The following is a 14,271-nucleotide window of genomic DNA, read 5'->3' as shown; positions in this document are numbered from 1 at the left end:
CATATATTCGGATCAGTGGTCCATTTATGTGGACCGCTGATCCGGATGAGTCTATCCCGCGGCGCCGACAGGAGAGCATGATGGCTGCACACACGATGAGGGCGATCCGGCTGCATGAGCACGGCGGCCCCGAAGTGCTCAGGTACGACAAGGTGCCAGTGCCCGTGCCGGGCCCGGGTGAGGTGCTCGTCCGCGTGCGCGCGGTCGGCGTCAATCCACCGGACCGGTATCTGCGCGGCGGACTGACCAGCGTGCCCGGGGAGCCGGATTCCACGGTCAGCCTGCCGGTGATCCCGGGGACGGACGTCTCGGGCGTCGTCGAAGCCGTCGCCGCGGACGTGGACGGCCTCGCCGTGGGCGACGAGGTCTTCGGGCTGCTGCGGTTCCCCGGTTTCGACGGCCGCGCGTACGCCGAGTACGTGGCCGCCCGGGCCTCGGACCTCGCCCGCAAGCCGGCCGGCGTCGACCATGTGCACGCCGCCGGGGCTCCCATGGCCGGGCTGACGGCATGGCAGTTCCTGATCGAGGTCGGACACGATCATCCGTCGCCCTTCCAGGAGGCACGGCATCGCCCGACAGCACTCGGCGCCGGCTCGACGGTGGTCGTCAACGGCGCGGCGGGCGGCGTCGGGCACTTCGCGGTGCAACTGGCGAAGTGGAAGGGAGCGCGGGTCGTCGCGGTGGCCTCGGGCGCGCACGCGTCGTTCCTGGACGAACTGGGCGCCGACCGGTTCATCGACTACACCACGAGCCGCCCCGAGGAACTCGTCCACGACGCCGACCTCGTGCTCGACACCGTCGGCGGGCCCCACAGCCGCCGTTTCCTGCGCACGCTCAAGCGCGGTGGCGCCCTCTTCCCGGTGTTCCTCGGCGAGTTCGACGACGAGGAGGTCACGAAGCTGGGCGTCACGGTCTCGACCGCGCAGGTCCGCTCGGACAGCGCGCAACTCGCCGAACTGGGGCGGCTGCTCGACGCGGGCACGGTGCGCGTCGCGATCGACAGCACGTACGCGCTCGCGGACGCCCGTGCCGCGCACGAGCGGGCCGCCCGGGGACATCTCCGGGGCAAGATCGTGCTCACGGTGGCTTGAGGGCTGTCCCGCAACCGGATCCCGGCCCGGCGATCGAGGCGGGCCGGACCCGGCCGGGGACAGGACACAGGCTGTCAGACGTTCTCCGGCGCGCGGGCGTCGTCGTCGGCCGCGAGGAACTGCGTGGCGGCGAGTTCGGCGTACAGCGGGTCGCCCGCGACGAGTTCGCGGTGGGTGCCCACGGCCCGTACCCGCCCGGCGTCCATGACGACGATGCGGTCGGCCATGGTGACGGTGGACAGCCGGTGGGCGACGACCAGGACCGTGGTGGTGCGGGCGACATCGGCGACCGTGTCCCGCAGCGCGGCCTCGTTGACCGCGTCGAGCTGGCTGGTGGCCTCGTCGAGGAGCAGCAGCCGGGGCCGTCGCAGCAGGGCGCGGGCGATGGCGACGCGCTGGCGCTCACCGCCGGAGAGCTTGGTGCCGCGGTGGCCGACGAGCGTGTCCACGCCGTTCGGCAGTTTCTCGACGAGCGCGTCGAGCCGGGTGGTCTTGAGCGCGCGGAGCAGTTCGTCCTCGGCGGCGTCGGGGTTGCCCAGCAGGAGGTTGTCGCGGAGGCTGCCGGAGAGGACGGGCGCGTCCTGCTCGACATAGCCGATGGCCGACCGGAGCGCGGAGACGTCCCAGTCGGTGAGGTCGCGGCCGTCCAGCTCGATGGTCCCCCGGTCGGGGTCGTAGAACCGCTCGATGAGCGAGAACACGGTGGTCTTGCCGGCGCCCGAGGGCCCCACGAAGGCGGTCATGCCGCGCGGGGGCACGGCGAAGGTCACGCCGTGGTGGACGTACGGCAGGTCCTCGGCGTACCGGAAGCGGACGTCGTCGAAGGCTATGGAGGCCGGTTCGGCGCCGGGGCCCGGCAGGGGCGCGGGGGCGGTGGCCGGTTCGGCGGGCAGCCGGCGGGCCTCCTCGATGCGGGCCAGCGCGGCCGACCCTGTCTGGTACTGGGCGACCGCTCCGACGACCTGCTGGATCGGCGACATCAGGAAGAAGACGTACAGCAGGAAGGCGACGAGGGTGCCGATGTCGACGGCCCCGGTCGCGACCCGCGCCCCGCCCACGGCGAGGACGGTGATGAACGCGATCTGCATCGAGAGTCCGGCCGTGTTCCCCGCCAGCGCCGCCCACTTGGCGGCCCGGACGCTCTGCCGCCAGGACTCCTCGGCCGCCGCGTGCACGGCCCTCTCCTCGCGGTGCTCGGCGCCGGACGCCTTGATGGTCCGCAGCGCGCCCAGGGTCCGCTCCAGCGAGGCGCCCATGGCCCCGACCGCGTCCTGGGCGCGCCGGCTGGCGCGGTTGATGCGCGGCACGATCACGCCGATCACGGTGCCCGCGCCCACCACGACGCCCAGCGTGACGGCCGTCAGCACCGGGTCGACGAACCCCATCATCACCAGCGTGGCGAGCAGGGTGAGCCCGCCCGTGCCGAGCCCCACCAGGGAGTCGGTGGTGACCTCCCGCAGCAGGGTGGTGTCCGAGGTGATCCGGGCCATCAGGTCGCCGGGTTCGCTCTTGTCGACGGCCGATATCCGCAGCCGCAGCAGATGTGAGACGAGCCCGCGCCGCGCTCCGAGCACGACGGACTCGGCGGTGTACCGCAGCACGTACGAGCCCAGTGCGCCGATCGCGGCGTTGGCGACGACGAGCGCCGACATGGCCAGCAGCGCGCCGGTGACGGCCCGGTCGTGTCCCAGGTCGTCGATCAGTGTCCTGGCGACCAGCGGCAGCGCGAGCCCGGCGGCGCCGGTCAGCAACGACAGCACGGCACCGAGCAACAGCGTCCAGCGGTACGGCCGTACGTAGGCGAGGAGCAGCCGCCACGACGGTGTGGCTGCCGGGTCGGGCGACTGGGACTGCGGCACGGTGCTCCCCCTGGAACGGTCGGCTCTCGGTTCGGTGAAGTATCGCCGATGCCACTGACAGAGCCGCCGGATATGCACCATGCACAACACGTGGCGGATGCATATTTGATGTCATGTCCGATGCCCCTGGCCGCGGGACCGGACGCAGGGCCGGGGCGAGAGCCAGCTCCGGGGAAGGACCGGCGACCGACATGGACAGGCCCACGCACTTGATCGAGTTCGAGACGATGCTGCTCGGGCGGCACCTCTATCTGAACTCGCCCCGGGCCGGGGGCCGTCTCGAACGCAGCGCGTACATCGTGCTCAGCCGCATCCGGATGGAAGGCCCGATGTCCATCGGCCAGCTCAGCGACGCGTTCGGCCTGGACGCCTCCACGCTCAACCGGCAGACCGCGGCCATGCTGCGCGCCCACCTCGTCGAGCGCATCGCGGATCCCGAGGGCGGCATCGCCCGCAAGTTCCGGATCACCGCGGAGGGCGAGCGCCGGCTCGACGCCCACCGCCGGGAGAGCGTCCAAGGGCTGGAGAGGGTCATGGCGGGGTGGGAGCCGCAGGAGGTCGCCGCCTTCGCCGCGTACCTCAAGCGGTTCAACACGGACATCGAGAACCTGGACGAGCGCCCCTGGCCGCGTCCCTGACGCCGCTCGCCGACGGCGGCCGGCCCGCCCGTGAACCCGCCCCCGCACCCGGCCCGTGGGGCGTTGCGCGTCCCACGGGCCGGGTGGGGGTCAGCCGCCGGTGGCGGAGGCGCGGCGCTTGACCAGCCACCACGCCCCGCCGCCGAGGACGAGCACCGCGGCGATCGCGCCGCCGACGAGGAGTCCCGTGGAGGAGCCGTCGTCGTCCTTCTTCTTCTCCGCGGCCTCGGTGGCCGTGGCCGCGGAGACGGACACCGACGCGTTCGCCGACGGGCTGGGGCTGGGGGCCGGACTCGCGCTCGGGGCGGGCGCGACGGGCGTCGCGCCCGGTGCGGCGGCCTTCAGCTTGAGGAGCGGAGCGGGCTGTTCCGCCTCCTCCCCGTCCGTGGGCAGCTCGATCCAGCGGGAGATCTCGCCGTCGCCGTAGGTCTCCACGGTCTTGAACGCCACCTCGTCGGCGTCCGGGAGCTGGCGGACCTTCACCTCGTACTCGGCGTCGACCCCGGTCTTCAGCGCCGGGCCGCCGACCACGTAACCGTCGGCGGTGGTCTTGAGGGTCCAGCCCTTGGGCGCCTTGCCGAGCGACACGTCGGCCGGCGCGATCCCCTCGGGCAGGACGACCCGCACCTCGCGGAAGCCCGCGGAGGCGGACTCCGCCTCGGAGACGAAGGTGAGGGTGACGTTCTCGGCGAGGGCCTGCGCCTTGTCGGCCTCGACCTCCGCGTGCGCGGCGGCGGGTCCCGCGAGCGCGAGGACGGCCGTCAGCGCGGCGGCGCCGGCCAGCCCGGCACGGCGGCGGTTCGTGGACAGGAAGGCGGACGGGAACGAGGACGGGAACGAGGACGTCGTGAACGTGGGCACAGCGGAACTCCTTGCTGGTGGAACCGGGCGGGCCGCGGGGGCCGGACCCGGGTGAAGGGGACGAGCGGGACGGGCCTGCGTCCCGGAGGTCCTCTGCGCACCAGCGCGTGTTCCAGCGTGCTCGTCCGTGTTGCCGCCGGGCGGCCGAGGAAGCGGGCCGGCGGGGCGGGCGGCGGTTCGTGGACGGCGGCCGTGGTGCCCGGCAGGAGCCGGGACAGTACCGCCGCCGCGAGGGCCCGCAGCGTACGGCCGGTGACCAGCGCCGCCGCGAGGGCCGCGTCGGCCCGGTGGAGCAGCCAGGCGACCAGGAGGGCGGCGGCGGCATGGGCGGCCGTCATCGCCCCGGCGGCGTGCTGCCAGGCGTGACCGCCGCCGTCCGCCGCCGTCGCGGAACGACCGGCGTGCGCCAGGTGCTCCGTACCGGCGTGCCCCGTGCCGTGGTGGCCGGCTCCGGCGACCGTGCCCAGCGCGAGATGCGTCGCGCCCTGCGCGGTGAGCGTGCACGCGACGACCGTGAGCAGTCCGGGGCGGCGGCGCGCGAGGGGCAGTACGGCGACGAACTGCGCGACGGCGAGGACGGCCACGAACCGCCACGGCACCTGCCCGCCGTCGACCGCGTGATGGCCGACGGCCGAGAGCACACTGCCGACGACGGCGAAGGTCACGGCCCGGACCACGGCCGCCACGGAACCCGGCACGGGGCCGACGCCCCGGCCTTCGCCCCGCGTCGCCCGGTCACCCGGCACGGTCATCCGCCGTCCTCCCCCGCGCCCGTCGCTACGCCGGGCGTCACGTCACATCATTTCGCGTCACGGCGCGACGCGTACGGCGTTCGCTCCGTCGCGTCCGCATACGTCTACGTCACAGGGGACGGCCCCGTTCAGACCGGGGAGGGGCCGCCGCGGGCGCCGCTCAGGCCCCCGCGGCGAGGGACCAGCTCGGCACGCGGCCGGCCAGGCGGCACGCCAGGAAGTACAGGGGGATCGGCGGGGTGTAGGGCGAGTCGCCCGTGGGGCTGTGGATCAGCCGGGGTTTCAAGGAGAACCGGCCGCGGCGGGCCCGGGTCCAGGACGGGTCGGCCCGGCGGGCGCCGACCGTGTAGGTGACGGAGGGCGGCCAGCTGACGCCGATGTGGGAGCCGCCCGGGACGACCCACCACCAGCGCCCGCCGTCCGCGGCGCCGCTGTCGGAGTCGTCGGCGAAGACACAGCCGATACGGGGCAGACAGTCCAGGATGCGTTGGCCGTGTTCCTTGGAGGTACCCACGACGTCGCACCCCAGACCGGTGCGCAACTGTGCCGGTATGACCAGGCGGATGGGGCGTTCGGACGGGGACGTCACGGTCGTGGGGCCAGGGTTCAGGGGCGTGCTGCAGTTCCATGAGGCTGGGATCCTTCGGCCGAGTGGGGGCGGGCCGGGTGGGTGCGGGTGGACACGGGCCCGGCGGAGGCCGGTGCCCGTCTGTCCGACGACCTGGACGACAGGGCGGACGGCGGGGGACCGTCACCGATCGGGCCGACAGGACGGCCCAGACGACGCGGCCGGAGCCGTGCGCGGTGTCCCGCGTGCCCCAGTCGGTGCTGAGCACGGCGACCAGCATGAGTCCGCGACCGCCCTGGTCGTCGAGCCGGGCGGTGCGCTGGGCGGGGATCGACAGACCGCGGTTCTGGTCCTCGACCTCCAGCTGGATCCGCTGTCCGTCCGAGCGGAGTCGGCACACGATCCGCTCGCTCGCCGTGTGCGTGAGCGCGTTGGTGACCAGCTCGGAGGTCACCAGGACAGCGTTGTCGCATGCCTCGGGATCCGTGCCCCACGCGGTGAGCAGCTCGGTCACGTTCCGGCGGGCGAGGCCGACCGAGGCGGGGGTCGGGGGCAGGCCGAACATGCCTGTCCTGTCGGTCGGGCCGGGGGTGGGTTCGTCCGCGGGCAGTCGGCCCAATGGCTTGGGGAGAGAGGGCGGAGCCATCGCCGTTCGCCTTTCGTCTGCCTTCGCACCGGGGGTCAGACCGGTGCCGGTACCTCCACGGATCCGCTGCGCGGAGGGGTGCGAGCACCCCGTTGCGGACAGTGACGGTACGCGGGCCGTTCTCCCCCAACTGGGCCGCGTCGTCAGCGTGTTCACCGGGCCGTGACGGTACGCCCCACTGTGACACCTGCCAACATCACCTCGCAACCGGCAAGTTGAAAATTGCAATTCAGCGGGTGCATGCTTCGTCTGTCGAACGGGTGATCGTGACAGACTGCGACCTCGAAGCCCGCTGTGAGGGGGGAAGGCGTGACCGCGGAGACCGACTGGGGTGGCGCGCCCTCCGTCCTGCGCATGATCCTCGGCAGGCAACTGGAGGAGCTGCGCACTCGCGCCGGACTGACGTTCGAGCAGGCCGGTGCGGCGATCGGGGTCAGCCACTCCACGATCCGCCGCATGGAGGCCGCCAAGGTGGCCCGGCTGCGGCTCCCCGACGCGGAGAAGCTGCTCCAGATCTACGGGGTGAGTGACCAGCAGGAGATCGACACCTTCCTGAAGTCGGTCCGTGAGGCGAACAAGCGCGGCTGGTGGCACACCTACCGCGATGTGCTGCCCGACTGGTTCTCCGCCTATCTGAGCCTGGAGCAGGCGGCGCTGCAGATCCGCGCCTACGAGGCGCAGTTCGTGCCGGGGCTGCTGCAGACCGAGCAGTACGCGCGCGCCCTGCTGGGCGCCGGCAACCCGCACGCCTCGGGCGAGGCGACGGACCGCCGCGTGGCCCTGCGCATGCGTCGCCAGGAACTGCTCACCAGGGACTCGCCGCCGCGGGTGTGGATCGTGATGGACGAGACGGTGCTGCGGTGGCCGGTCGGCGGCCCCGAGGTGATGCGCGCCCAGATCGACCGTCTGATCGAGGTCAACTCGCTGCCCCATGTGACGTTGCAGGTCATGCCGTTCGCGAACGGTCCGCACCCGGCCATGCGGGCCGGCGCGTTCCACCTCTTCCGGTTCCGGGCGCGCGAGCTGCCCGACATCGTCTATCTCAGCGGCCTGGTGGGCGCTGTGTACCTGGACAAGGACGACGACGTCGTGGTCTACCGCGAGGCCCTGGACCGGCTGGGCGCCCAGTCGGCGCCCGCCAGAAAGACCGAGGCCCTCCTCGGTGCGATCCGCAAGGAGCTCTGACGTGCACCACCACATACGCAACGGCATTCCGTCCCGCGAACTCGGCAACCGCGGCTGGTACAAGCCGTGGAGCGACGACGCGGGCGGTGCCTGCGTCGAGGCGAAGAAGCTCGGCGACGGCCGGGTCGCGCTGCGCCAGTCCACCGACCCCGACGGTCCGGCGCTGGTCTTCACCCCGCGTGAGATGACGAGTTTCCTCGCGGGCGTGAAGGCCGGCCGCGCGGACTTCCTGCTCTGAACCGCTGTTCCGAAACTCCTGCTGGTGCTTGAGCGTTCACCGTGAACCGACGACATGATGGGAGATCGGCGTTGCCCGACAACGACGGATGGCCTGCCGACCGGATCGACACCGAGAGCGCGCACTCGGCCCGCATCTACGACTACATCCTGGGCGGCAAGGACTACTACCCCGCCGACAAGGAGGCGGGCGACGCCATGGTGCGGGAGTGGCCCGCCATGCCCGTGCACATGCGTGCCAACCGCGACTGGATGAACCGCGCGGTGCGCTGGCTCGCCGAGAGCGCGGGGATACGCCAGTTCCTGGACATCGGCACCGGTATCCCCACCTCGCCGAACCTCCACGAGATCGCCCAGTCGGTGGCCCCCGAGTCCCGGGTGGTCTACGTGGACAACGACCCCATCGTCCTCACCCTGTCCCAGGGGCTGCTCGCCAGCACCCCCGAGGGCAGGACGGCGTACATCGAGGCCGACTTCCAGCACCCGGAGGCCGTGCTGGGCTCCGCGGAGTTCCTGGAGACCCTGGACCTGGACAAGCCGGTCGCGCTGACCGTCATCGCGATCGTCCACTTCGTACTGGACGAGGACGACGCGGTCGGTATCGTCCGCCGTCTGCTGGACTCCCTGCCCTCGGGCAGCTATCTGGCGATGACCATCGGCACGGCCGAGTTCGCGCCGGAGGAGGTCGGACGGGTCGCCCGCGAGTACGCGGCGCGCGGCATGCCGATGCGGCTGCGGACGCTCGGCGAGGCCGAGGAGTTCTTCGATGGTCTCGACCTGGTCGAGCCCGGCATCGTCCAGGTGCACAAGTGGCATCCGGACGGCACGGGCGAGGAGGGTGTCCGGGACGAGGACATCGCGATGTACGGGGCGATCGCCCGCAAGGGGTGACGCCGCCGCCGTGAGCGGGTTCGGGTTCGGCGTGCGGCCGGGCCGATCCGGTGCGAGGCCGGCCCGCGGACCGTCCGACGACGTCCGCGGGCCGGTGGGGGCAAGCCGCGCGGTTCCCCGCCCCCCGCCGGGGCTTCAGGCTCAGCCCTCGCTCAAATCAAAAGCACACAACTCGGGCCATGCGGTCACTCACTTGACGACCGGGCGTCACACACGGTTGGCTCCGGCCAGCAAAAGTCGGACGGTCGGCACCCTCCTCCCGCCGCCTGTCACAGCGACTTGACGCCCCCCGTCCGCTTGTCGGCCGCACAGCGAGGTGCTGTTCCCCCATGACCCACACCCCCTCCCGCCCCCTTTCCGGCAGATCCGCGCGCGGCACCGCCGCCCTCGCCGCCTGCGCCGCCGCCTCCCTGCTCGCGTCCGGCTGCACCGGCTCGGACGGGACCGACTCGGACGCCACCACGGCGGGCAAGGCGGGCGGCTCCGGGATCAAGGTCGCCCTGATCACCCACAGCGCCCCGGACGACGCGTTCTGGGAGCGGGTGCGCAAGGGCGCCGAGGCCGCCGCCGCCAAGGACGGCATCGACCTGGCGTACCAGAGCGACCCGGACGCCGCCGGACAGGCCAAGCTGGTGCGCGAGGCGGTCGCCGACAAGGTCGACGGCATCGCGGTCACCCTCGCCAAGCCCGAGGCGATGAAGGGCGCGGTCGCCGCGGCCAAGGCGGCGGGCATCCCGGTGGTCGGCCTCAACTCCGGGATCGACGCCTGGAAGCCCGGCGGCCTCATGCAGTACTTCGGCCAGGACGAGAGTGTCGCGGGCCGGGCCGTCGGCGACAAGCTGGACTCCCTGCGCGCCAAGCACGCCCTGTGCGTCATCCACGAGCGCGGCAACGTCGCCGTGGAGGCCCGCTGCGCCGGCGTCAAGAAGACCTTCGGCGGCCGTACCGACCTGGTCTACGTGGACGGCACCGACGAGGACGCCCTGATCGAGTCCGTCGCCGCCGCGCTGCGCCAGGACCCGACCATCGACGAAGTCGTGATGAACGGCGCCCAGTTCGCCCTCGCGGCCGTGAAGTCGGTGAAGGAGGCGGACAGCAAGGCGAAGATCGCCACCTTCGACCTCAACAACGACATCGTCAAGTCCGTGCAGAGCGGCGACGTCCAGTTCGCCGTGGACCAGCAGCCCTACCTGCAGGGATACCTGGCCGTGGACGCGTTCTGGCTGTACGAGACCAACGGCAACGTCAGCGGCGGCGGGGAGGAACCGGTGCTCACCGGACCGGCGTTCGTCACGAGGGAGAACGTCGCCTCGGTCGCCGAGTACGCGGCCAACGGGACCCGCTGAACCGCCCGCCGAAGCCGTCGGACCGAGATCGTCGTATAACGGCGGTGACAAGGTTTGGGGTACTCACGGTACGTACGGTCACTTGTACGGATAGCATCCTGCGGACCCCCTGTGTGTACAGGACACGCGCTCACCCTGCGCGGATGTCCCCTGCCCCGACGCCGATCCGACACCCCGCGCCCGCCCGACTCCCCCGCGACTGACCCCTGCTCACCGCTGATCGCTCTAGGACGACGATGTCTCCACGGACCGGCTCCCGCCGCCGTCTCGGCTCCATACGTCTCTCGCTGATCCTGCTGGCCCTGGTTCCTAGCGTCACCCTCGCCGCCATGTGGGGTGTGACGACGATCCAGATGTTCTCCGAGGGCCTGCGGCTGCGGGACCAGACCGGGCTCAGCCGCTCGACCGGGGCCATGGGCACCGACGCGGCACTGGCGCTGCAGAAGGAACGCAGCCTGTCGGCCGTCCTGCTGGCCTCGCCCGACGGCCCACGCACCGAGCTGGACGCACAGCGGGAGCGTACCGACAAGGCCATCGCCACGCTGGTCGGCCAGTCCGACCGGATCCGGGAGGCACCCGCCCGTATCCGCGACCGGATGTACTCGGTCATCGCGTCGGTGGGCAGCCTGGAGTACTACCGGGGGCAGGTGGACAACCCCACCGACATCACCCCCGAGCAGGCGCTGGACCAGTACACCGCGATCATCGACGACCAGATCCACGCCTTCCAGGAGATCTCGCAGGTCGACGACGGCGAACTCACCTCGCAGGCGGGCCCGCTCGTCGCCCTCGAACACTCGGCGGAGCTGGTCTCCCAGGAGGACGCCCAGCTCCACCTGGTGTGGCCGGCGGGCAAGCTCGACGACGAGTCGTGGAGCCACTTCACACAGCTGGTCAACGCCCGGCGCTTCCTCGTCGAGGACCAGCTCATCCCGTCGCTGCGCGGCTCGGTCAAGACCCAGACCGAGCGGATCCTCCAGGGCTCGGACTGGAAGTCCCTGGAGACCGTCGAGGAGCAGGTGCTCGCGGCCCGCGCGAAGGGCGGCGACGGCGGCCGGATCGACCTCCCGGACGCGGAGAAGCGCTGGACCTCGGCGTACGACAAGCTCCGGCTGCAGTACTCCACCCTGATCCAGCGGGAGACGTCGGCGCTGCTGCAGCGCAGTGACGACCAGGCCGAGGCGCTGCTGATCAAGGCCGCCGCGCTGAGCGCCGCCGGACTCGTCGCCCTGCTGGTGTGCGTCTTCATGTCCTGGCGCATCACCCGCTCGCTGTCCCGCCGACTGCGCGGACTGCGGCTCGCCACCCTCGGCCTGGCCGAGGAGCGGCTGCCCGACGTGGTCGCGCGGCTCGACCGCGGCGAGACGGTCGACGTGGAGTCAGCGACGCCCGAGCTGGACTACGGCCGCGACGAACTCGGCCAGGTGGCGCAGGCGTTCAACACCGCGCAGCGCACGGCGGTCAACACCGCGGTGGAACTGGCCGACACCCGGCGCGGTTTCCAGAAGGTCATCCTGGGCATCGCCCGGCAGAGCCAGAACCTGGTCAACCTCCAGCTCACCAAGCTCGACGCGCTGGAGCGCAGGCACCAGGACCCGGACATCCTCAAGGGCCTGTACGAACTCGACTCCACGGCGTCCCAGTTGCGCCGCTACGAGGAGAACCTGGTCATCATCAGCGGTGAGCGGCCCGGCCGCAGCTGGACCGAGCCGGTCGCCCTGATCGACATCCTGCGCAGCTCGGTCGGCGAGGTCGCCGAGTACCAGCGCGTCGAGGTGCAGACCGACGAGGAGGTCGCCCTCGCGCCGCCCGCGGTGGCCGACGTCATCCACCTGCTCGCCGAGCTCATCGACAACGCGACCACGTACTCCCCCGCGCCCAGCCCCGTCGGAGTGCGGGCCGGGCTGGTGGCCAAGGGCCTCGCGGTGGAGATCGAGGACCGCGGGCTCGGCATGTCCGAGGACGACTACGCGTCGTTCAACGCCCAGTTGGCTGTGCCCCCGCAGTTCGACGTGGTGGCCCTCGCCGACGACCTGCGGCTCGGCATGTTCGTGATCGCCCGCCTCGCCAACCGGCACGGCATCACCGTCACGCTGCGCCCCTCCCCGTACGGGGGCACGACCGCGATCGTGCTGATCCCGTACGAGATCGTGGTGCGCGAGGTCCCGGAGTCCGCCGCCGGGGGCGCGCGGGAAGCCGGCGAGACGCGCGGGGCGGCCGGGGAGCCGGCCCGGGGCGCCGTCGCCGCAGCCGTCGCCGTGAAGAGCGCGACCGCCCGGGACACCGGGAACGCCGAGGACGCCGAGCCGGACGGGCCCACGCACGAACGCTCACGGGAGCCGCAGCCCGTCGCCCGCGCGCGGACGGCCGAGGTGCCCGCCCCCCGGACCGGCACCGCCGGACCCCGTCCCGAGGCGGGCCGCTCCGACGCGGGCCGTTCCGGGCCGGGCGGTCTCCCGGCGCGCGACGGCCTCAGGGCGCTGCCGCGCCGGGTGCCGCAGACCAGCCTGGCCGCGGAGTTGCGTGAGGACTCCTCGACCGGCACTGCCGACGAGACCGACAGCTCCCTGGACGACTTCACCGCGGAACGCGCGGCCTCCTCCCTAGCCGGATTCCAGCGCGGAACACTCCAGGCGCGTGACAACGACGCGGATCCGTCGTACGACCAAGGGGAAGAAGCCGCTCCCGAAGGCGCTTCCGTCACCTCGACTCCGCCCGCTGACCGCTCATGAAGGACAGAGAAATGACACGCCCCATCCCTGCCACGCACAGTCAGCTCGACCAGCTGCTCACCGGACTGGTGGACCGGGTCGCCGAGGTGAACCAAGCCGTCGTGCTCTCCGAGGACGGACTGGTCGTCAGCAGGTCCACGGGATTCCTGCGCGACGACGCCGAGCGGCTGGCGGCGACCGCGTCCGGCCTGATGAGCCTCAGCAAGGGCGTCAGCATGGACTTCCGCGGCGGACCCGTACGGCAGGCGCTCATCGAGATGGCCAACAGCTATCTGATCCTCACCACGGCCGGGCCCGGTGCCCATCTGGCCGTGCTCACCAACCGGGGCGCGGACGTCGGAGTGGTCGCGTACCAGATGAACATGCTCGTGAAGAAGATCGGCGAGCACCTCAGCGCGGCACCTCGGGCCGGCGTCGCCACCGACACTGGCGAGTGAGGTGAACGGAGGCGACTCGGCGGGCCGTCTCGTCCGGCCGTTCACGCTGACCGGCGGGCGCACCCGGCCCAGCCGCGCCGACTTCACACTCATCACGTCGGTCACCACGGTGGATCCGCCGCCCGCCCGGGCCGCGCGGCCGCAGCCCGAACAGGCGCGGATCCTGCGGCTGTGCGTCCGGCCGCTCGTGGTGGCGGAGCTGGCCGCCCAGCTCGATCTGCCGGTGAGCGTGGTCTGCATCATGCTCAGCGACCTGCTGGAGGCGGGGCGGATCACCGCCAGGGCACCGCGTGAGATCTCCCGCACCTCGGACTTGGACCTGCTGCAGAAAGTGAGGGACGGCCTTGGCCGGCTCTAGCCCCGTCATCCAGGGCACCTCAGCACCCGACACGGTGAAGATCCTGATCGCCGGCGGGTTCGGCGTGGGCAAGACCACCATGGTCGGCTCGGTCAGCGAGATCGTGCCGCTGCGCACCGAGGAACCGCTCACCGCGGCCGGCCTGGGGGTCGACGACCTGGGCGGTATCCCGGAGAAGCACGCCACCACGGTGGCCCTGGACTTCGGGCGGATCACGCTCAGCCAGGAACTCGTGCTGTATCTCTTCGGCACGCCCGGGCAGCAGCGGTTCTGGTTCATGTGGAACGACCTGGCTATCGGCGCCCTGGGGGCCGTGGTGCTGGTCGACGTCCGCCGCCCGGAGTCCAGTTTCGCCGCCATCGACTTCTTCGAGCGGCGGGGCATCCCGTTCGTCGTCGGCGTCAACGGCTTCCACGGCGAGCATCCGTACGCGCCGGAGGAGATCCGGGAGGCCCTGGCCCTGCCGGACAACGCGCACGTGCTGCTCTGCGACGCCCGGGACCGGGAATCGTGCCGGGACGTACTGATCGCGCTGATCGACCAGCTGATAGCGACCTCGGCCCGGAGCCAGGGACGCGGGCAGTCCGGCACTCCGGCCTGAGAGTGGAAGGGCCCGGCAGCGGGAGGGCTTGAGAGTCGGTGGGCGTGGGCACAACAAAGGAGCCGGAGC

14 protein-coding genes and 1 pseudogene are annotated in these 14,271 nt (G+C 72.1%); 10 read left to right on the top strand and 5 right to left on the bottom strand.

All coding sequences use genetic code 11. From position 1 onward, the window contains the following. Nucleotides 1–80: 80 nt before the first annotated feature. Nucleotides 81–1,091 (top strand): NADP-dependent oxidoreductase, encoded by a 1,011-nt coding sequence (locus K3769_RS31205; RefSeq protein WP_267029592.1) that lies wholly within the window; start codon nt 81–83, stop codon nt 1,089–1,091. 74 nt (nt 1,092–1,165) lie between these two features. Here the strand turns inward: K3769_RS31205 and K3769_RS31200 are convergent, their stop codons facing one another. Next, on the bottom strand, nt 1,166–3,031 hold the full coding sequence (locus tag K3769_RS31200) for an ABC transporter ATP-binding protein (protein WP_372515081.1): 1,866 nt from the start codon (nt 3,029–3,031) through the stop codon (nt 1,166–1,168). Nucleotides 3,032–3,141: 110 nt separating this feature from the next. On the opposite strand from K3769_RS31200, the gene K3769_RS31195 reads away from it, so the two are divergent. Then, complete coding sequence (locus tag K3769_RS31195) at nt 3,142–3,588, top strand: MarR family winged helix-turn-helix transcriptional regulator (protein WP_267029590.1); 447 nt, start codon at nt 3,142–3,144, stop codon at nt 3,586–3,588. A 90-nt stretch (nt 3,589–3,678) separates the two neighbouring features. Here K3769_RS31195 and K3769_RS31190 read toward each other — a convergent pair whose 3' ends face one another. The 4 genes and pseudogenes from K3769_RS31190 to K3769_RS31175 form a co-directional block, all read right to left on the bottom strand. Further along, complete coding sequence (locus tag K3769_RS31190; protein WP_267031612.1) at nt 3,679–4,398, bottom strand: DUF1775 domain-containing protein; 720 nt, start codon at nt 4,396–4,398, stop codon at nt 3,679–3,681. Next, nucleotides 4,350–5,201, bottom strand: coding sequence for a hypothetical protein (locus K3769_RS31185; protein WP_267029589.1), 852 nt, complete (start codon nt 5,199–5,201; stop codon nt 4,350–4,352). Before K3769_RS31185 ends, K3769_RS31190 begins: the two co-directional genes overlap by 49 nt. 160 nt (nt 5,202–5,361) lie before the next feature. Continuing rightward, entirely contained in the window at nt 5,362–5,715 is a 354-nt protein-coding gene (locus K3769_RS31180) for a hypothetical protein (RefSeq protein WP_267029588.1), read from the bottom strand. 319 nt (nt 5,716–6,034) lie between these two features. Continuing rightward, nucleotides 6,035–6,334 (bottom strand): annotated as a pseudogene (locus tag K3769_RS31175) (ATP-binding protein); the annotation flags it as partial. Nucleotides 6,335–6,724: 390 nt separating this feature from the next. Here K3769_RS31175 and K3769_RS31170 point away from each other — a divergent pair. From K3769_RS31170 to K3769_RS31135, 8 genes are all read left to right on the top strand, one after another. After that, the gene (locus tag K3769_RS31170) at nt 6,725–7,600 is read left to right on the top strand and encodes a Sco1979 family transcriptional regulator (protein ID WP_267029587.1); all 876 of its coding nucleotides are present in this window, start codon (nt 6,725–6,727) and stop codon (nt 7,598–7,600) included. Between the two features lies 1 nt (nt 7,601). Beyond that, entirely contained in the window at nt 7,602–7,838 is a 237-nt protein-coding gene (locus tag K3769_RS31165; RefSeq protein WP_107021994.1) for a DUF397 domain-containing protein, read from the top strand. A 71-nt stretch (nt 7,839–7,909) separates the two neighbouring features. After that, nucleotides 7,910–8,728 (top strand): SAM-dependent methyltransferase, encoded by an 819-nt coding sequence (locus K3769_RS31160; RefSeq protein WP_267029586.1) that lies wholly within the window; start codon nt 7,910–7,912, stop codon nt 8,726–8,728. Nucleotides 8,729–9,057: 329 nt separating this feature from the next. Next, nucleotides 9,058–10,074 carry a substrate-binding domain-containing protein gene (locus K3769_RS31155; RefSeq protein ID WP_267029585.1) on the top strand — a complete coding sequence of 339 codons (1,017 nt, stop codon included), beginning with the start codon at nt 9,058–9,060 and terminating at the stop codon, nt 10,072–10,074. Nucleotides 10,075–10,310: 236 nt separating this feature from the next. Next, nucleotides 10,311–12,806, top strand: a complete 2,496-nt coding sequence (locus K3769_RS31150; RefSeq protein WP_267029584.1) for a sensor histidine kinase — start codon at nt 10,311–10,313, stop codon at nt 12,804–12,806. Nucleotides 12,807–12,817: 11 nt separating this feature from the next. After that, a complete protein-coding gene (locus K3769_RS31145) occupies nt 12,818–13,243 on the top strand; it encodes a roadblock/LC7 domain-containing protein (protein WP_267029583.1) in 426 nt (141 codons plus the stop codon). Nucleotide 13,244: 1 nt separating this feature from the next. After that, nucleotides 13,245–13,601, top strand: coding sequence for a DUF742 domain-containing protein (locus K3769_RS31140; RefSeq protein WP_267029582.1), 357 nt, complete (start codon nt 13,245–13,247; stop codon nt 13,599–13,601). Further along, on the top strand, nt 13,588–14,202 hold the full coding sequence (locus K3769_RS31135; protein ID WP_267029581.1) for a GTP-binding protein: 615 nt from the start codon (nt 13,588–13,590) through the stop codon (nt 14,200–14,202). Before K3769_RS31140 ends, K3769_RS31135 begins: the two co-directional genes overlap by 14 nt. The last annotated feature ends 69 nt before the right edge of the window (nt 14,203–14,271 follow it).

This window comes from Streptomyces ortus (genome assembly GCF_026341275.1).
GTDB lineage: Bacteria > Actinomycetota > Actinomycetes > Streptomycetales > Streptomycetaceae > Streptomyces > Streptomyces ortus.
Note: the sequence above shows the minus strand (reverse complement) of the source record. Positions and strands in the feature narration are given on the sequence as shown.